Raw genomic sequence first — 18,297 nt, forward strand, 5'->3', positions numbered from 1 at the left:
CCCTCCCTACTGTCGACGTCACTGAACTGGTGAGGCCGGTCAGGACGCGAAGTCGTCGAGGCCGCTCTGCTCGTCGACGTCGATGGCATCGAACAGGGCGGGGGACTCCGCCGCCGGGTTGTTCACCTGCTTCGAGACGGGGTACGCCTCGATGTCACTCGACGGGTACGGGTCGAGGACGTCCATCGCGTCCGCGGCGTCGCCCTCGAGCCACGGCGTCTCCTCGTCGCGTTCGAGCATGACGGGCATTCGGTCGTGGATCGATTCGACGACGTGGTTCGGCTCTGTCGTCAGAATCGTCACCGTATCGCGCGACGGGTCGGCCCCGCTTTCGGACTCCCAGTGGCTCCAGAGGCCCGCGAACGCGAACGGCCCGCGGTCCCGACGGACCACCCGGTAGGGCTGTTTGCTGCCGCGCTCGCCCTGCCACTCGTAGAACCCGTCGGCGAGCACGAGACAGCGCCGCTCCTCGAACGCGTCTCGGAACAGATTCGACTCGGTCACGCTCTCAGAGCGCGCGTTGATCGGTGTCGGCCCCTCGTCGGGGTCGTCCGCCCACTCTGGGACGAACCCCCACTCGAAGACGTCCGCGACCGAGCGCTGTTCGTTCGTGATGGTCACGAGACCGTCGCCTGGGTCGACGTTGTACTTCGGGAGGTAGGCCTCGACGGCGTCCGTAGCTGTGGCGTCGAATCGTTCCGAGAGGACGTCGACGGGCACGGCGAGACTGGTTCGACCGCACATACGGTATGCTTCGCGCCCGGGGAAGGTCAACTCCCCGGTCACCACGGCGTCGCCACTGGCCTGTGGTCCCCCGGTTCCGATAGCACCGCTACTGACTCGTAGTGACGTGTTAGAAAAGAGCGACTCGAGTGAACCGCCGAACCGAACGAGCTACCGGCGTGCAGGCCCATCAGGCCGGGACGTCGGTGCGCCAGCCGTCAGTTTACGCCGGGACGTCGGTCGTCTCGAGCAGTTCCTGGTAGCGGTTCCGGATGGTGACCTCGCTGACGTCGCTGACGTCGCTGACGTCGCTCTGGGTCACCTTGTGGTTGGTGAGCAGGCTTCCGGCGTAGATGGCCGCGGCGGCCAGGCCGACCGGGGACTTCCCGCTCGTGACGCCCTCGCGCTGGGCGCTCGAGAGGAGTTCGCGGGCGCGGCGCTCGACCTCCTCGGGAAGGTCGAGGTCCGACGCGAACCGCGGCACGTAGCTCGCGGGGTCGGCGGGCGCGACCTCGAGGCCGAGTTCGCGCACGATGTAACGGTACGTGCGCTTGAACTCCATCTCGTCGATGCGGCTGACGTTGGCCACCTCGGTGATGGAGCGCGGCGTCTCCATCTGCCGGGCCGCGGCGTAGAGGGCGCTGGTGGCGACGCCCTCGATGGAGCGGCCGGGAAGCAGATCGTCGCTCAGAGCGCGGCGGTAGATGACCGACGCGGTCTCTCGAACGTCCTTCGGGAGGCCGAGCGCGCTGGCCATGCGTTCGATCTCGCCGAGGGCCTGCTTGAGGTTGCGCTCCTTGGAGTTGCGCGTGCGGAATCGCTCGTTCCAGGTGCGCAGGCGCTGCATCTTCTGGCGCTGTTTCGAGGACAGGGAGTTGCCGTAGGCGTCCTTGTCCTGCCAGCCGATGTTCGTCGACAGCCCCTTGTCGTGCATCATGTTCGTGGTCGGTGCACCGACGCGGGACTTCTGGTCTTTCTCGGCGGAGTCGAACGCGCGCCATTCGGGGCCGCGGTCGATCTCGTCTTCCTCGACGACGAGCCCACAGTCAGCACAGACGGATTCGCCGCGCTCCTCGTCGCTCAGGACTTGTCCGCCACACTCCGGACACGTGATGGTCTCTTCCTGTCCGGTGGTCTCATCCTCTTGTTCGGTCTGCTGGTGCTCGCCGGTGTAGGTTCGGATTCTTGTATCGCTCATGGTTGGGCTGTGACGGACGAAGGGGAGGAAATAACGTCCCTCGCCCGGCTTACGGTGACTATGGGTAAGAGCGACAGACACTTAAATGTTTCGCGGTTGTGTGGGGTATTGACACACAGGAAACGCGCCTCATGGGGCTCATATGCCCCAACAACGCGTGCTTTTGGCCGGCCTAAGTAATGGGCTCTGGTCTGATTGCGGCAAGAATCTACATTAAATACCTTTCGGGATATGGCGAGGTGGCCAGGTCAGTCGGATGGCGGGATGAGCGTGACCGCATCACTACGGACGCCGGTCGACCACCCGAATCACATACGACAAACGACCGGAGAAACCTTTATCCGGTCAGCATATCGATGTAACGCGAACACCGGTTCTCCATGACTGACGAAGGGGCCCACGTACTCGTGGTCGACGACGACGAAGCACTCACCGACGTGTATGCCGCCTGGCTGTCCGAGCGGTACGCGGTCGAAACCGCGACGACCGGCGAAGCAGCGCTGAACAACCTCACTGCCGCCGTCGACGTCGTCCTCCTCGACCGGCGCATGCCCGGACTCTCCGGGGAGGAGGTGCTCACGCGCATCCGCCGCGCCGAGTACGACTGCCGGGTCGCCATGGTCACGGGCGTTCGCCCGTCCCGTGACGTCATCAATCTCGGATTCGACGAGTACCTCATCAAACCCGTCGACCGGGACGAACTCCACACCGTCGTGAACACCCTCGTCGACCGATCTACCTACGACGACGACCTTCAGGAACTGTACGCGCTCGCGTCCAAGCGAGCGCTCCTCGAGACCGAAGCCGAACGCGGCGACGTTGAACTCGACGGCTCCTATCAGGATCTCGTGAACCGCATCCAGGAACTCCGGGAGCGCACCGACGACACTGTGACCGAGTTCGGCTTCGACGACTTCCGGGTGGCGTTCCGCGACCTCCCCGACGAGAACACCGGAGGCGACTGAGTGCATGGCCCCCGAGCGTTCGCTGCTCCACTCGGTCACCGACGCCATCCACGCCGCCGAGGGACAGTCTTCCCTCCGAATCCGGGTGTGTGCTGCCGCCGCCGACGCCGGCTACCGTGACCCTAAGTTCGCCGTCGCCACCGGTTCTCGCACACCCGAGGAGCCACCAGCGGCGAACACCGAGGATCCATTCGAGGGAGACGCGCCCGACACAGTCACCGTGGAAACCGACGCGAACGGCGACGACCGCGTCCTCGTTCCAGTGACGTACGACAGCGAACGGTACGGCACGCTCGCGCTCGGCGTGGCAGACGCGCCAGCCGAGGCGGAACGAGAACGCCTCGAGACAGTCGGCAACGCCGTCGGGCACGGCATCGCCAGCATGCGGCAGTCCCGGGAACGAGAGCGCGTCGAGGGAGCGCTCCGGACGGAACGACGGCAGGTCGAGAAACTCCACAGCGTCGCTGCGCGCATGGTGAGTTGCGAGTCCGAATCGAGCATCTACGAACTCGCCATCGACGCGGCGGAGAACATCCTCCAGTTCGACATCTGCGGCATCGACATCGCGGAAGACGAGTTCCTCGTGCCGAAGGCCACGTCGACCAGTATGAACCCCGAGAACTTCGAGCGCACTGCCGACGACAGCGGGGTGGCGGGGGAGACCTTCCAGGAATCCCGGACGATCATCGTCGACGACGTGCGATCCTACGAGAACGCCAAACCGACAAACCCGGACTACCGCTCCGTACTCAGCGTTCCCGTCGGCGACCTCGGCGTCTTCCAGGCGGGCTCCGTCGAACTCGCGGCGTTCTCCGAGGACGACGCCGAACTCGCGGAACTCCTGATGGCCCACGTCGCGGAGACGCTCAAGCGCCTCCGCTCGGACGCCGCGCTCCGGGAGAGCGAACAGAAATACCGGACGCTCATAGAGCAGAGCCACGACGCAGTCACCATCCTTCGGGACGCGGCCTACGAGTTCGTGAACCAGCGCGCCTGCGAACTGTACGGCCGCGAGCGCGAGGAACTGCTCGACGCAGCGACCTGGGAGCTCATCCACGAGGACGACCACGAGACGGTCGAGCGGGTGGACGAGGAACTGCTCGCGGAGCTCGGCCGACACCGGACCTTCGAGGCCCGCATCCGCCGCCCCGACGGCGAAGTGCGGTACTGCGAGTTCAGCACCACGAGCATCACCTACGAGGACGACACGGCGTTGCTCTCCTCGATACGGGACATCACCGAACGAAAGGAACACGAGCGGGAACTCGAGCGCCAGAACGAACGCTTAGAGGAGTTCGCCAGCGTCGTCAGCCACGACCTCCGCAGCCCCATCAACGTAGTCCGGGGGAGCGTCGACCTCGCGCGGGAGACCGGCGACGACGAGCACTTCGAGCGAGCGGACGCCGCCCTCGACCGGATGGAGACGCTCGTCGAGGACATCCTCGACCTCGCCCGACAGGGGAAACTCGTCGACGACACGGAGCAGGTCGAGCTCGGCGAGGCGGTTGCGGACGCGTGGAACACGGTCGACGCACCGGACGCGACACTCGACGCGTCGTTCGACACGGCGGTCGTCTCCGCCGACCCGATGCGACTCCGAGAACTGCTCGAGAATCTGTTCCGGAACTCAGTGGAGCACGGCTCCACGAACCCTGCCTCGCAGGCTCGGCAGGACGCCGTCGAACACAGTTCGACGAGTCCTCGCTCGGCTCCGCCTCGCGAGGACGCCGGCGGACAACCCGCGTCCGCCGAGCCCTCGGTCGCTGACGCTCCCGAGGACGCTGTGGAGCACGGCTCCACAAGCCCTCGCTCGCAAGCTCACGAGGACGCCGCTGGAACAAGTTCCAGCGAGCCCTCCGTCGCTACCGCTCCGGAGGACGCCCGAAGTACGGTCACGGTCACCGTCGACCTGCTCCCGGATGGGTTCCGCGTCGCCGACGACGGACCGGGGATTCCGGACAACGAACTCGAACGGGTCTTCGAGCGTGGGTTCACCACGAGCGAGAACGGGACGGGGTTCGGACTCGCTATCGTGGAGGACATCGCCGAGGCGCACGGGTGGGCCATCGAGGCCGTCCCCGCTGAGTCGGGTGCGTGCTTCGACGTGACGGGATGCCGGCGGGTCGAATAGAACGCCCGCATCGGTCGCCAACGAGGTACGGACTACTGTCTGTCGACGATTCCGGTCTCCCAGCCGTCGCTGGCCCGGTCTACTTGCCGTCGATGGACTCGGCGATGTCCGCGAGACTCGACTTCGGGGGTTCGGTCGCCTCGTAGGTCGTCGTCTCCCCGGGCGCCCTGACGCCGTACTTGAACTCTGGCACGACGACGTCGACGTGGACTGAGCGACCGATGTCGAGTCCGTGCGCGTCGACCCACTCGGGGAGCGCGTTCTCACCGTCGCCGGGACTCCGCGCGAGTTCGTTCGTCTCGTAGGCGCCCCGGATCGCGGGCGCACCGTCCGCGTCGTGTACGAGTCTCGTCCGGTGCTCACTTCCGTCGAGAACGAGGCGAACGACGTCGTCGCTGGGGAACCGGTCGGTGGATTCCGCGGGGAGCGCTATCGCTGGGCGCTGCGTGCCACCACGGCGCACGAGCGTCCCGACCACTGAGGGGACGGTCTCGCTGGAAACGAATTCGGCCATACGCCGACTATCGGCGGTCGGTCACAAAAGCGAGGCGGTCACATCGGAGTGCTGCTCGGCGAAACGCGTCCGCTCGTCACCAGTCCGACCGTACCACTTCGGTCAGTTTGAACAGCACGCCGACGAACACCGTGACGGCGGCGAAGATGAACGTGAAGTACACCAGCAGCGCACCGATCGTGTTCACGAACTGATTGGGCGCCACCAGATGAAGGAGGTACCCAACCACGAGCATGCTCGTGTACAGCGCGCCGATCTTCAGCGGGAATCTGTACTTCTGGGTAATCCTGTCTGCACCCTCGTAGGCGTCCCCCAACTCCGTGTCGGCCTGATTCGAGACCGCCGTGTTGTCGGAGTCGTACGGGCTCATTACGTTCGGGGCATTGGGGGACGTACGTAAACCCCTTTGGGTGAGTTGTCCGCCCGAAGAGTCTCCCAAACTGGAAACGAATTCGCCGCAAATCCAGGCCGCTGTCAGTCCGCGCTTCCACCGGGAGAGACCGCTGTCAACGGCGGCGCCACGCGAGGTCGTGGAGACCACGTGATAACGAGTTTGACATCACTGCTACCCCCGACCGAATAGGATAACCGTCGGGGGAGTGTGCCACCTATCAATGCGCGAGGTGACGCTACGCATCCGGCAGTACGGCGAACCCGAGAGCGACACCAGCGCCGCTCACCCCGACGTCGTCGTGCAGTCGGTCACCTCCGTCACTGGTTCGGCGCGGCGTCGGAAGCGCATCGTCGAACTCACTGGCCCAACCGAGAACGTCCGCTCGTTCGTCCGCGAACTCGGGGACGACGCTGACGTGCAGAACGTGAAGCCTCTCGGTGATTTGGACGACAGCGGTGCTCACGTCGCGCTCACGTACCCCGCCGACTGGCGCGGCCTCGTCGACCGGTTCCGCCAGTTCGGTGTCCACTTTCGAGGGGAGTTCACGATGCAGGCGGGCTGGGAACACTGGACGCTCTACCTGGACGACGGCGACGACCTCGGCGCGCTCGTCAGGTCCCTAGAGGCGTCTGGGAGTGAGGTCGATCTCGTGCGCGACGTGAGAACGGACACCGTGGACGGGCCGGAGCAGTTCGCACTCGGCCGCATGATCGACGCGCTCACCGAACGCCAGGCGGAGGTGCTCGCCACCGCTATCGCGATGGGGTACTACGGCCCCGATTCGGACACCGCCATCGAGACGGTGGCGGACTCCGTCGGCGTGGCGTCCACGACGGCCTGGGAGCATCTGGCGAGAGCGGAGCGGAAGGTGATGACCGAGCTCGGCGAGCACCTCGCCGCGACCGGTGGCCGGCCCGTCCGGTGAGCGGTTTGGCTGCACGGTTCTGCTTGCACCGCCGTCGAACGAGTGGCTTTAGGACGTCCGGGTCGAACCGTCACGCATGGCCGTTCCCACCCCGGACGTCGACCGCGGGAACCGGAGAGAGGCGTTCGTCGCGATTCTGCCGTTCGTCCTGCTCGGCCTCGCGGACGTCGTCCTACTGCTGTTCTGGGGGCTGAACCCGCTATGGGGGTTCGTCATTCTGCCGCCCATCCTGTTCATCAGCGTCATCGGATGGATCGCGTTCACGACCGGGTTCGTCGACCAGTAACACGCCCGAACGTCACCCGACGGAACACCGTCTCGAACGCCGAACTCCCCTCAATTACTCGAACGCCGCGACCGCTCGCACGGGCGCGCCGTCCGCGGCGACCGGAATCGGATACGCGTGCAGCGTGAACCGCTCGGGCAATCCCGCGAGATTCGTGAGGTTCTCCACGACGAGGCTGTCCGCGCCCAGGAGCGCGGCGTGGGCCGGATAGCCGCTGGGCTCGTCGTCGCTCGCGTTCCGCGTGGGGGTCGGGTCGACGCTCGCGGTGTCCAGGCCAACGTCGCAGTCGAGGTCGACGCAGCGTTCCGCGGCGCGCTCGGTCAGGTATGGGTGGTCGAAGTACTCCCGCCGTCCCCACCGCTCGCTCCACCCCGTGTGGAAGACAAGCAGGTCGACGTCCGTGCTCCCGGCGGCCCCGGGAATCGCGTCGGCGCCGACGGCCTCGCGCTCCCCGTGGTCCGTGCAGTCCACGAGGTGCGCGTCGAACTGGAACTCCTCGACGCTGAACTCGTCGAGGAACTTCCCGTCGGCGAGCATGTGGCTCGGCGCGTCGACGTGCGTTCCGGAGTGCGTGCTACACGAGATGTCCGCGACGCGGTAGCCGTCCGCCTCGAAACTCGCGTGTGGCGTGACGGAGACCGGCGGGTCGCCGGGGTACGGGCGCCCGGATTCGAGGTCGTGCGAGCAGTCTCGGAGTTGCATACCGGACGTGCACGCCGGAGTGCCCTGAACGTTTCCGCCGAAAACCACACGACGTCCCCTACAGCCCAGAGCGCTCAGTCGAGTCCGAGCACGTACACCAGCGCGGTGTCGACGACGACCACCGCGGCGAACGCGACCGCGAGCACGGGACGGTCGACGGCGTACAGCGCACCCGCGGCCGCGGCGAAGACGACGAGCGACACGACGAGTCGAACGGCCGGCGGAACGGAGAACGCGGCTTTCGGCGCGACAACCGCGCCCCAGACGACCGCCGCCGCGAGCGGCGCAGCGACCGCGAGAACGTACCGTAGTCCACCCGTCCCCGTCTCGTACCCCCAGTATCCGAGCGCCAGCAACACGCACATCTCCAGGAGAAAGCGAACGCCGACGACGACCCACCCGAGCGGCGTCGAGGCCGTGCTCACGTTCTGTGAACTCACCACGCCCGGCGGCAAAATTGTTCGTGGGGTGTGGAACGTCAGTTCTCCCGCCGCGAGGGCGACGAGTCCGTTCAGTCGCCAGCCCCTACCTTTATGCTGTCTGCCCGACCCTCGTGGCACATGGAGCGCGCCATCGCAGTCGTCGAAGCCACGGACGCCGCCAAGGACCTCGTCAGGGAGGCCGGCGAACTCGCCGCCGGCGTCGACGCCGAACTCCTCCTCGTGTACGGAATCACCGAGAACGAGTACGCCGAGAGCCGCGAGTCGATGTCCACCATCACAGACTTCGACGTGAACTACACCGTCGACGAGGCCGTCGACGGCGCCAGGAAGTTCGCCGCGGACATCGGCCGCGAGGTCCTCTCAGACGTCGACGTGGACTACGAGGCCGTCGCCCGACTCGGCGAGAAGGGCGACGAAGTTCTCGCCGTCGCCGACGAACGCGACGCCGACCACATCTTCATGGCCGGCCGCAAGCGCTCGCCGACGGGCAAGGCCATCTTCGGCGACGTCACGCAGCGCGTCATCCTCGAGTTCGACGGCGCGGTCACTGTCGTCACGAGCTGACCGGTCGACCACTGGATTCTCTCGGCGACTTCTCGTTTAGCAACCCTCTAGCACGTAGCAGCCGCGCTGTTTGCCGCGCTACGGGACCCCGCACAGGTTCAAGTAGGAGAACGCGACCATCCCCGGCCGTGACCTGAGTCTCGCCCGGCGTGCCCGGATTCGATAGCGCGGCACAGCACGCCGGCAACCGAACGCCGCCTGTCAGCCCTCCCCGAGCGGTCACAGCCAGTCGTCGGGCTTCGTGTCGTAGTCGAGTTCGTCGGCGGACAGTTCTGCGACCGCCTGCCAGGACAACTCCTCGACTTCGAACTCCTCGCCGTTGTACCGCATTTCCACCCCCACCTCCTCGGGTTCCGGTTCGCGGTTGCGGCGCCGGGCTCGCTCCTGCTCGCGCTCGGACACGCGTTTCGTGATTGTGTGGAGGACCACCGGCCGGCCCCACAACTCGAACACGCGCTTGAGCGTCTCCTCGGCGTCCTCCAGGTCCATCATCACGCCGTTGTACTCGTGGCACAGCAGCAACTCGCCGCGATTCTCGTGGTTCGCGTCGTAGACGCCGACCGTCGGCTTCCCGAGGTTCGTGAAGCGGAGCAGGAGTTTCTTCTTCACGTCCGCGGCGTCCGTGCTGGTGGCGCGGTAGTCGCCGCGAGCACGGCTGAACTCGTACGTGAAGTAGTCGTTGGCGTCGACGAACTCCTGGGAGAGGAACTCGTCGATGAACGTCACGTCGTTGTGGCTCTCGCGCACCGACCGCATGCGGTCCCACCCCGCCGTGAACTCCACGTCCTCGAGTGCGTCACTCACGGACGCGTACTGCTCGTCCTCGAACAGATACCGGCTCACACGCTCGAGTTCCTCCCGGGAGACGCGGCCCAGGAACCCCCGGAACTGGGGTTTGGCGAGCGAGAAGTGGCGGCGCGCCAGCCCTTCGTAGGTGAGCACCTTCCAGGGGTAGCGGTCGACGTCGACGTCCCCGTCTCGGGCCGCCGCGAGCGCGTCTTCGTCGACGTACTCGTCCGGGAGCGCTGCGACGGCCTCGAGCGTGTCACTCGAGATTCGGTCGAGCGCGTCCGGCGGTTCGAGCGCCTCGGTCACCGCCTCGAAATCGATGGAGTCGTGGAAGTTCCGCCACGTCACGCCCCGCACGCGGAGCAAGCGCTCCAGGAGCTCCCGTCGGTTCGTGGTGTTCTCCACGTACTCCCAGAGCTGTTTGCCGAGTTTGTACGGGTTGAAGCCGGGGCTGTTGAGCACCTTCGCCTGGTGGTCGGCGTAGTCGAGGAACTCCTCGACGCCGGCGAACGCCTCCTCGCCCATCATCATCGACTCCCAGTACGCCGCCCACCCCTCGTTCATCACTTTCGTGGTGCGCTGGGGTGCGAAGTAGTACGCTTCGCGGCGCAGCAACTCGAGGACATCGCGCTGCCAGTCCTCGAACTCGACGGCCTTCTCGGCGTCCTCGTCGTATGACTGTCCGTGCTCCCTGAGGAACGCGAGCAGGTCGTAGACGGGTTCGTCTGGGACCGACGCGTCGTCGGCGTCCGCGTCGAGGTCTGCGAGCCAGTCGTCGTCGAACACCTCGGATCTCACCTCGTCGCTGACGCCGAGTTCGTCGAGCGTGTCGTCGACTTCGTCGGGTTCGCCGCCCTCGGTCGACCGGTCGAACGCGCGCCGGTACTCGACGTTGTCCTCGATGGAGAGCACGGTGTCGATGAACGCCTCGACGGCTTCGCGGTCGACGTCCGGGTCCGAGAGGACGTCCTCGACCCGTCGCGCGTGGCGTTCGAGCATCGCGGCGGCGTTCGGGCCGTCCTCGCGGAACAGTCCGAACCAGCGGTTGTTCGCGAAGAAGTCGGCGTGGGCTTCGACGTGCGTGATGACGGCTTTCTGGTCGGCCAGGGAGTTCGACTGCTGGAGGAACGCGTTCGACGGGTCGTCGTTGTTCACGATCTCGAAGGCCTTCCCGCCGAGGAACTGGCGCTGCTTGCGCTGTCGCTCGTACTTCATCCCCCACCGCCAGTGCGGGTACCGCGTCTGGAAGCCGTCGTACGCGATGAGTTCATTCATCTCGTCGTGGTCGACGACCCAGTACTGGACATCGTAGGGGTCGAGGCCGAGTTTCTGCGCGAGCGCGGTGGCTTCTCGCGCCGGCTCGGTCAGCTCCTGGGCTTTCCGCTGTTTCTCGGGTTCAGTCGTCATCTTCGGTGCTGAGGATGGTTTCGATAGCGTCGAGAACGTCGTCCTCGCCGGTGACCGTGGCGACGGCCACGCCGTCGCTGTCCCCGAAGGCGTCGCGTAGCTCCGAGGCGTGCGTTCCGGTCCGCAGGCTCTCGCTGGGCCTGGTTTCGACGTACGCGTGGAGATTCGCGTCGATCTTCCGCATCAACGGGATGACGTTCTCCTCGGTGTCGTTGTGGCTGTTCTCGCCGTCGCCGGCGGCGAACACGTAGCGGTTCCACTCGCTGAACGGGTAGTCCTCTAGCAGGGTCTCCGTGAGGTCGTACGCACTGGAGATGCGGGTGCCGCCGCCCGATCGGATGCCGAAGAACTCCGTTCGTTCGACCGTCCACGCGTCGGCGTCGTGGGCGACGTAGATGAACTCCGCGCGGTCGTACTTCCCGGTGAGATACCAGTCGAGGGGTGTGAACGTGCGCTCGACGAGTTCACGCTTGGATTCACGCATCGACCCGGAGACGTCCCGGATGTTCACGACGACGACGTTGCGCTCGCGCTCCTCGACGATCTCCGGGTGGCGGAACTGTTCGTCTTCGCGGCGAAGCGGCACCTTCCCGACGTCGCCGCGTCGCATGCGGTCGCGGGTCGGTTCGCGTTCGACCTCGCGCTCCATCGCGTGGATGGACGACCAGCGGTCGCGTTCCTCGACGTCGCGGTAACGCTCTGCGAGCCACGCCTTCGAAACGGGGACGTTGTTCTCGCGCGCCCACTCGAAGGCCTCGTCCGGCCCCCACCCCTCGACGCGCAACGCCTCGGTGACGTACTGTTCGTCGAAGTCCACCGCGAGTTGGCGCTTGATGCCCTGCTTGTAGAGGTGGTCGAAGTCGAGCGTGCTGCGCGGGCCGCGGCGCGCGGTGTCGTTGAACGCGCCCTCGGTCTCGGTGGCGACGCGCTTGCCCTTCGGCTCCAGGTCGAGGCCGAGTCGCTCGTCGAGTTCCTGGGCGAACTCCTCGGGGTCCATCTGGTAGTACTCGTGCTCCCCGGGGTCTTCGCCCGCGTCGCCGTCCCCATCACCTTCCTGGGGTTCGCCGACCTGGTCGCCGGGGTCGGCGTCGCCCTGTCCGACGCCCCCCATGTCGAGTTTGTCGTACTGGAACTCCGGGAGGTCGACGAGTTTCACGGGGACGTTCACGGCGTCTGGTTCGCTCCCGGAGAGGTCGCCGTACTGGATGAACTCCGCGAGGTCCTGCCTGCGCGCCTCGCCGACCTCGCGGAACCGCTCGAGGTCGTCTCTCAGTCCCATCGGTGGGCCACCTCGTCGAGGACGCTGCGACTCGCGAGTTCGGCGCTCGCGGGCGAGTAGCCGCGTTCGTCCGTCAGGAACTCGATGGTCTGTGCTTTCAGTTCGGCGGTGGCGGTGTTCTCGGGTGGGTCGGACCACTGGTGGGGGTCGAGGTCCGGGTGGACGCGCCGAACGTCGTCCCAGTCGTGGCCGGCGAGCACGTCCCGGAGCACGGGAATCGAGGACAGGTCGACGTCGCCAGCGCGGAACGTCTCGTCGCGGTGCTCCCACGCGTGGCGCGTGACGGCGGTCATCACGGTGTCCTCGCGGAACTCGCGGACGGTCTGTCGCGGGTCGTTGCCGCGGTAGTCGGCGTCGTCGAACCTGCCGAGGGTCTCTGTCTCGAACACCTTCATCGCGAGCGGGTCCGGTTGCGCCGCCTCGCCGCGGTCGTTCGTCACGGTGCCGTCGGTCGCCCACGCGTGGACCTGTTCGACGTACGTCTCGACGTCCGACTCGTCGGCGCCTTCGCCGGAGAGCAGCGCGTCGAGAACGTCTTCTTCCTGTTGGTCGTGGACGTAGTCCTTGACGTGGACGAGGCGATCCTCGAACTCGGCCCGCTCGGCGCTGGAGAACACGGGGGCGTCGGCGAGTCCGTCGACCATCGCGTCGAGGATGTCTCCGGGGGTGATGACACACTCCACCGGTAGGTCGGGGTGCGAGCGGTCGCTATCGGCGTGCAGGAGGTCCGCGAGCACGTCTCGGGTGTACGTCACCGGGATGCCGTTCCCGCCGTCCTCGGCGTCGTCGTCGAAGTCGAACTCGTCGGCCTCCCGGCGGTCCTCCCCGGTGCCGACGTACCCTCGGTCGAACAGCAGTGCCTTCTCCACGAGACTCAACGGCTCCGGCAGGTCGCCCGCGTCGAGGCGCGTCACGACGCTGTACAGCGCCGCCGCTTCGAGTGCGTGCGGGGCGAGTTCGCGCTCCTCGACGCCCTCGCGGTCGCGGACGGGGACCGTCACGGCCTCCCGGGTGCGGTCCGCGAGCGCCCCGGGGTCGGTTTCGGTCCACACACTCCTGTCGTCCGTGAGTTCTCGGCGCAGGAGCTGTGTTTCGAGGCTGACGCTCGTGAGGTAGCCGAACTCGTGTTTTGAGAGCCGGCGCTTGAGCGCCTTTAGCGGGTCGAACCCCTGCCGGTCGTCGTGCTTGTTCAGTTGTGCCTCGAGGTCGAGGTTCGAGATGACGACCAGCTGGGTGTCGAGGTCCATCCCGATGCCCTTGTCGAGTTTCACGCTGCGCTCGTCGGGGACGTTCAGGAGTTTCTGGAGCAGGTCGGCGTGCTGGCTTGCGTCCTCGACGACGGTGAGACCGCCGTTGCCCTGGGAGAGCACGCCGTCGTAGCTGAACGCCTGGGGGTTCTTTCGGCCCTTCGAGTCGAGTTGCGCGAGCAGCGGCGCGACCCACGACCCGACGAGACGCTCTTTCGGACTGCCGGTGTCCTCGGAGTGGAGCACGCCGACGCCCCGGCCGCGGTCTACGACGTAGTTCTTCACGCGCAGGTGTTTCTCGTTCGTGACCGCGGCGAACAGGTCAGTCCGGCCGTCGCGGCGGTAGGCCTCCTCGAGGTAGTCGTAGGCTTCGCGGCTGAACGGGTCGAGGTCGGCGTCCGCGCGCAACTGGTCGGTCTCGTCGCGCTCGTCGTTCAACTCCGAGAGCAGTTCCTGCCGGACGTCGGTCGGGAACACCGAGAGCGGACTCGTCTGCACGGGGCTCTGGTGCCAGTCGTCCTCGCTCTCCACGCGGCCGTCGCCGTACGTCAGTCCCGGGGAGTCCTCCGCCCCGGCGACGTTCCACTCCACGGTGTACCGGCGGCCCTGCGGGGTCTTCGAGAACTCCCGGAGGCCGTTTATGAGGCACCGCTTCAACTCGGACTTCCCGGTCGCGGTGGGGCCGGCGAACCAGAGGATGGTCTCTGCCTTCCCGCGCCCGGCGGCGACCGCGCGCAGGTCGTCGACGAACGCGTTCAGCATGCTCGTGTTCCCGAGCACCGCGTGCTCGCCGTCGTTGTGGGGGTCGTCGAAGAAGCGGTAGCGCTGGAGCTCCTCGCCCGCCTCGACGACCGGGCGCGTGCCCGCGTCCTCGATGGCGGCAAGCAGGTACCGGCTGGCGTGGGCGGCCGCGAGCGGGTTCTCGAAGACGAACTCGACGTACTCCTCGAGGCTCATCGGCTCGTCGTAGGCGTCCCGGAGCGCGCGGTCCGCCCGGGAGACGAAGTCTGTCACGATTCCAGTTCCGCTTTCGCCACCTCGGCACCCGCGAACTCCAGTACTTCCCGAGCGCCTTCCTCCGAGTAGCCGCGCTCGACGAGCGCGGTCACCCAGTCGTTGCCCTCGTCTTCGTCGAACTCCGCGTTCGACACGAGTGCCGAGAAGTTGATGTTGTGTTTCTTGTCCTCCCAGAGTTTGCGTTCGAGCGCGCGACGCAGTCGGTCGTTGTCCTGGGGGTCGAACGGCTCGCCCTCGCGGGCGCGCCGGCTCACCCAGTTCGACACCTCCTGGCGGAAGTCGTCCTTGCGGTCCTCGGGGACGCCGAGTTGCTCTTCGATGGCGCGCAGGAACGTCTCGTCTGGTTCCTGCTCGCGGCCGGTGAGTGTGTCCGCGACGGTGTCGTCGTCGATGTACGCCATCACGTGGTCCATGTACTTCTCGCCCTGGCGCTGGATCTCGTCCAGGTCGTAGGCGAGCGCGTGGCGCACGTCTTCGATGGCGCGTTCCCTGTACTCCTCGCGGACGAGTTCGAGGTGCCGGCGGTACTCCTCGACGTCCTCCTCGGCGATCGATCCGTGCTGGCCGACGTGGTCCTCGAGGCGGTTGAACACCGTGAGCGGCGAGAGGAACTCGCGGTCACGGTCCATCGACTGCATGATGGCGGCGGCGATCTCGTCGCCGACGAATCGCGGGCTGACGCCCGCCATCCCTTCGCGTTCGCCGGTCTCTTCGGCCTCCTCGCGGAGTTTCTCGGCGTCGACGTCTTCGGTCTCGTCGAGTTCGCCGTTGTACGCCTTGGCCTTCTCGAGCAGGTCGACGGTGTCGTTGTCCGGGTCACGGATGCGGGTCAGCACGCCGAACAGACCCGCCATTGTGAGCGTGTGGGGTTCCACGTGGATGTCCGGCACGTCGGCGTTCTGGAGGAGTTTCTCGTAGATGTTGGCTTCCTCCTCGTACTCGAGGACGTACGGGAAGTCGACGCGCTTGGTGCGGTCGTTGAACGCCTCCATCTTCTCGTCTGCGCGCTTGTCCCGGTACTCGGGCATGTTCGTCCGCCCGACGATGACCTGGTCTATGTCGATCCGTGGGTTGTTCTTCGGTTTGATGGTCTGTTCCTGCGTGGCGTGAAGGAAGTCGTAGAGGAACTCGCGCTGGAGTTTGAGGAGTTCCTCGCCGGAGAAGATGCCGCGGTTGGCGTTACAGAACGCGCCGGCGAAGTCGAACGCCCGCGGGTCGCTTTCGCCGTACACCGCGAGTTTCGAGTAGTTGACGTCACCCGTCAACTCCGTCTCGTCCTGGTTTTTCTTGTCCTTGGGTTCGAACGTCTCGATGCAGTCGCGCCGGTTCTCGCTCGCGACGAGTCGGACGACTTCGACGTGGTTCGTGAGCACGCTCTTGAGATCGTCGTCGTAGTGCGCGAGCAGTTCGTCCATGTAGAACTCGCTCTCGGGGTCGAGTGACTGCTCGTTTCTGAGCGTGTACGGCGCGTCGAGGCGCTCGTTCAGTTCCGCGATGACCTCCTTGCGTTGTTCCTGCGGGAGCAACACGAGAGGGTCCTGGTGCATCGGGGACGTGACCGTGTCGTCGTTCGGGTCCTGGTCGTCGATGACCGAACAGAGGTTCGTCCACCGGAACGTGTACAGTCGTCCCTCCTCCTGGGCGGTGTAGTCCTCGTAGTAGCGGCGTATCTGTCGGTCGACGTCGGATTTCCCGGAGCCGACGGGGCCGAGCAACAGGATGATGCGTTTCTCAGGTCCGAGGCCACGGGAGCCGCTTTTCACCTTGTTCACGAACTCGTGGATGGATTCGTGGACTTCGCGGCCGAAGAAGGTGTTTGCACCCTCGCCGAGTGGGTCCTCGGATGCCAGTTCGTACTCGACGACGCCGTCGTCGTCGGTGGTTGACCCGTAGAAATCGAACATGTCGGCGAGACGCTGGTGGGCGTTTCGCGCGACCTTCGGGTCGTCGTACAGCGTTTCGAGGTACCAGTCGAACCCGCGGGCGTCCCGCAGGTCGGACGGGACCGATGCCTTGTACTGGTCGCTGAGGCGTTCGAGGGTTTCCGTCATGTTGTTCGTGGTTATTGTGGCCAGATGCCACGCCGGGGTGCTACTGGGTGTCGCTCTTCTCTGGCGGCGAGGACTGACGGTGGTCCGGCGTCACACCGGCACTACTTTCAGTTTCCGGTTCGGTTGACTATAAGCATTCCGGCGATTGTCGCATGGAAGCGGCCTCCGACTGGCCAACAATCCCAAAAATCGACGGACAACGAACTGGTAATGTATTGGTATGTGTTGGCATTGTTCAGAGTGGTTCGCCAACTACTTTAAGGGTCACGGTGGCCGGCGCCCAGCCACTGGAACTGGTCTCCCGGATAGCGTGTGCGACGAGGTCGGCGCCGACGCCGCCCTGGCAGACCTGCCGGAGTGAACGATTCTTTACGTCCGCAGAGCTAATCACGCCACAACATGAGTCACGAAGCCTACCTGCGCTCTGTGGGACTGTCGGACCTCGGAGACGACGACTCGGACGCTCTCCAGCGTGGCGCCTCGCTCGTCGCCCACCCACCCCACGCTACTGTGGACGCGGAGACGGTTGCGGACCGCTACGAGTACCTCGTCCCCGAACTCGGGGAGGACGGCGCGTGCGGCGTCGGCCTCGCGGACGACCCCTACAATCTCGCGCCGATCTGTGGGCTGGAGTACGACCAGGAACAACTCCGGGACCACCCGAACACGGCCCGACTCGTCGCGCTCCACGAGACCGTCGAGAACCTCGTGGCGGAGACCGACGCCGACTGGCTCGGCGTCTACCGCCGCGCCACCAACCCGGACGGCGAGGAAGTGCTCGTGAAGGAGGCCTACGTCGGCGACCACTCGCGCGCGGAGTTCCCACTCACGGAGTCGTTCGCCGAGCGCTCGAACAACTCGACGGTCGGACTCACTGGCGAAGCGGTGCTCGTGAACGACGTCACCGACCACGACGGCCCGTACTACGAGTGCGACGACCGCGTCGCGAGCGAGTTCTGTTGTCCCATCCGCTCCGACGGTGAGGTCGTCGGCATCGTCGACGCCGAGGCCCACGAACCCGACTTCTTCGACGACGACCGCACGCTCGCCATCGTCGGCGCGTGCGCCGAACTCGCCGACTCGCGTCTGCTCTCCCCGCCGCGCGTCGAGGCGTGACTCCCCTGCAATAATCTATCGAGGCCTGAATCCACGCTCTGTGCTGATTGTGGCGCGGCGCCCGGTGCGTACCACGCAGTAAGGCTGGACCAGCGCCAACGTATCAACCGACTTACGTTCGCTGCACTTATCCCAGACGGCTGTCTGTACGAAACCAGACATGGACGACCTCACTGGCTTCCAGCGTGACCTGCTCGTGGTCATCGCGGGGATGGACGACCCGAACGGACTCGACGTGAAAGACGAACTCGAGGGCTACTACGAGTCCGAGGTCAATCACGGACGGCTCTACCCGAACCTCGACACGCTCGTCGAGAAGGGCCTCGTCGACAAGGGTGAGGCCGACCAGCGCACCAACTACTACACGGTCACCGGCCGCGGCCGCCGCGAACTCGACGCCCGACGCGACTGGGAGGACCAGTACCTCGACGCCGACGACGAGACGACGGCGGTCGTCGAGTGACGACCCGCGACGTGCCGACAGTTCGCGGCCTGACCACTATCGCGTCTTGGACACTTTTGCGCCCTGACTACCTTCGCGGCCTG

17 protein-coding genes are annotated in these 18,297 nt (G+C 66.1%); 7 read left to right on the forward strand and 10 right to left on the reverse strand.

Going from position 1 to position 18,297, the window contains the following annotated elements; genetic code table 11:
- Positions 1 to 39: 39 nt before the first annotated feature.
- Both LT970_RS04760 and LT970_RS04765 read right to left on the reverse strand, forming a co-directional pair.
- Entirely contained in the window at positions 40 to 744 is a 705-nt protein-coding gene (locus LT970_RS04760; protein ID WP_232688320.1) for an SOS response-associated peptidase, read from the reverse strand.
- Between the two features lie 202 nt (positions 745 to 946).
- Positions 947 to 1,921, reverse strand: coding sequence for a transcription initiation factor IIB (locus tag LT970_RS04765; protein WP_232688321.1), 975 nt, complete (start codon positions 1,919 to 1,921; stop codon positions 947 to 949).
- Positions 1,922 to 2,301: 380 nt separating this feature from the next.
- Between LT970_RS04765 and LT970_RS04770 the strand changes: the two genes are divergently transcribed.
- Complete coding sequence (locus tag LT970_RS04770; RefSeq protein ID WP_232688322.1) at positions 2,302 to 2,886, forward strand: response regulator; 585 nt, start codon at positions 2,302 to 2,304, stop codon at positions 2,884 to 2,886.
- Positions 2,887 to 2,890: 4 nt separating this feature from the next.
- Positions 2,891 to 5,017 carry a PAS domain S-box protein gene (locus LT970_RS04775; protein WP_232688323.1) on the forward strand — a complete coding sequence of 709 codons (2,127 nt, stop codon included), beginning with the start codon at positions 2,891 to 2,893 and terminating at the stop codon, positions 5,015 to 5,017.
- Positions 5,018 to 5,096: 79 nt separating this feature from the next.
- Here the strand turns inward: LT970_RS04775 and LT970_RS04780 are convergent, their stop codons facing one another.
- Both LT970_RS04780 and LT970_RS04785 read right to left on the reverse strand, forming a co-directional pair.
- The gene (locus LT970_RS04780) at positions 5,097 to 5,531 is read right to left on the reverse strand and encodes a DUF7112 family protein (protein ID WP_232688324.1); all 435 of its coding nucleotides are present in this window, start codon (positions 5,529 to 5,531) and stop codon (positions 5,097 to 5,099) included.
- A gap of 76 nt (positions 5,532 to 5,607) precedes the next feature.
- Positions 5,608 to 5,901: a hypothetical protein gene (locus LT970_RS04785; RefSeq protein ID WP_232688325.1), complete on the reverse strand. Its 294-nt coding sequence runs from the start codon at positions 5,899 to 5,901 to the stop codon at positions 5,608 to 5,610.
- A gap of 244 nt (positions 5,902 to 6,145) precedes the next feature.
- Between LT970_RS04785 and LT970_RS04790 the strand changes: the two genes are divergently transcribed.
- Both LT970_RS04790 and LT970_RS04795 read left to right on the forward strand, forming a co-directional pair.
- Entirely contained in the window at positions 6,146 to 6,850 is a 705-nt protein-coding gene (locus LT970_RS04790) for a helix-turn-helix domain-containing protein (protein ID WP_232688326.1), read from the forward strand.
- Positions 6,851 to 6,926: 76 nt separating this feature from the next.
- Positions 6,927 to 7,136 (forward strand): DUF8142 family protein, encoded by a 210-nt coding sequence (locus tag LT970_RS04795; protein ID WP_232688327.1) that lies wholly within the window; start codon positions 6,927 to 6,929, stop codon positions 7,134 to 7,136.
- 54 nt (positions 7,137 to 7,190) lie between these two features.
- On the opposite strand, the gene LT970_RS04800 is transcribed toward LT970_RS04795, so the two are convergent.
- A complete protein-coding gene (locus LT970_RS04800; RefSeq protein WP_232688328.1) occupies positions 7,191 to 7,838 on the reverse strand; it encodes a cyclase family protein in 648 nt (215 codons plus the stop codon).
- A gap of 74 nt (positions 7,839 to 7,912) precedes the next feature.
- The gene (locus LT970_RS04805) at positions 7,913 to 8,263 is read right to left on the reverse strand and encodes a YrdB family protein (protein WP_232688329.1); all 351 of its coding nucleotides are present in this window, start codon (positions 8,261 to 8,263) and stop codon (positions 7,913 to 7,915) included.
- Between the two features lie 135 nt (positions 8,264 to 8,398).
- Between LT970_RS04805 and LT970_RS04810 the strand changes: the two genes are divergently transcribed.
- Positions 8,399 to 8,845, forward strand: a complete 447-nt coding sequence (locus tag LT970_RS04810) for a universal stress protein (RefSeq protein ID WP_232688330.1) — start codon at positions 8,399 to 8,401, stop codon at positions 8,843 to 8,845.
- A 219-nt stretch (positions 8,846 to 9,064) separates the two neighbouring features.
- Here the strand turns inward: LT970_RS04810 and LT970_RS04815 are convergent, their stop codons facing one another.
- The 4 genes from LT970_RS04815 to LT970_RS04830 are packed head-to-tail and all read right to left on the reverse strand — an operon-like array spanning position 9,065 to position 16,635.
- Positions 9,065 to 11,041, reverse strand: coding sequence for a SpoVR family protein (locus LT970_RS04815; protein WP_232688331.1), 1,977 nt, complete (start codon positions 11,039 to 11,041; stop codon positions 9,065 to 9,067).
- Complete coding sequence (locus LT970_RS04820) at positions 11,031 to 12,320, reverse strand: YeaH/YhbH family protein (RefSeq protein ID WP_232688332.1); 1,290 nt, start codon at positions 12,318 to 12,320, stop codon at positions 11,031 to 11,033. The genes LT970_RS04815 and LT970_RS04820 overlap by 11 nt, the downstream gene beginning before the upstream one ends.
- A complete protein-coding gene (locus LT970_RS04825) occupies positions 12,311 to 14,524 on the reverse strand; it encodes a PrkA family serine protein kinase (protein WP_232688686.1) in 2,214 nt (737 codons plus the stop codon). Before LT970_RS04825 ends, LT970_RS04820 begins: the two co-directional genes overlap by 10 nt.
- 53 nt (positions 14,525 to 14,577) lie before the next feature.
- The gene (locus LT970_RS04830) at positions 14,578 to 16,635 is read right to left on the reverse strand and encodes a PrkA family serine protein kinase (protein ID WP_232688333.1); all 2,058 of its coding nucleotides are present in this window, start codon (positions 16,633 to 16,635) and stop codon (positions 14,578 to 14,580) included.
- 399 nt (positions 16,636 to 17,034) lie between these two features.
- On the opposite strand from LT970_RS04830, the gene LT970_RS04835 reads away from it, so the two are divergent.
- Positions 17,035 to 17,751: a GAF domain-containing protein gene (locus tag LT970_RS04835; RefSeq protein ID WP_232688334.1), complete on the forward strand. Its 717-nt coding sequence runs from the start codon at positions 17,035 to 17,037 to the stop codon at positions 17,749 to 17,751.
- 160 nt (positions 17,752 to 17,911) lie between these two features.
- Positions 17,912 to 18,214 (forward strand): PadR family transcriptional regulator, encoded by a 303-nt coding sequence (locus LT970_RS04840; RefSeq protein ID WP_232688335.1) that lies wholly within the window; start codon positions 17,912 to 17,914, stop codon positions 18,212 to 18,214.
- Positions 18,215 to 18,297 lie beyond the last annotated feature (83 nt).

Source organism: Halobacterium zhouii (assembly GCF_021249405.1).
In the GTDB taxonomy this organism is placed as follows: Archaea; Halobacteriota; Halobacteria; order Halobacteriales; family Halobacteriaceae; genus Halobacterium; species Halobacterium zhouii.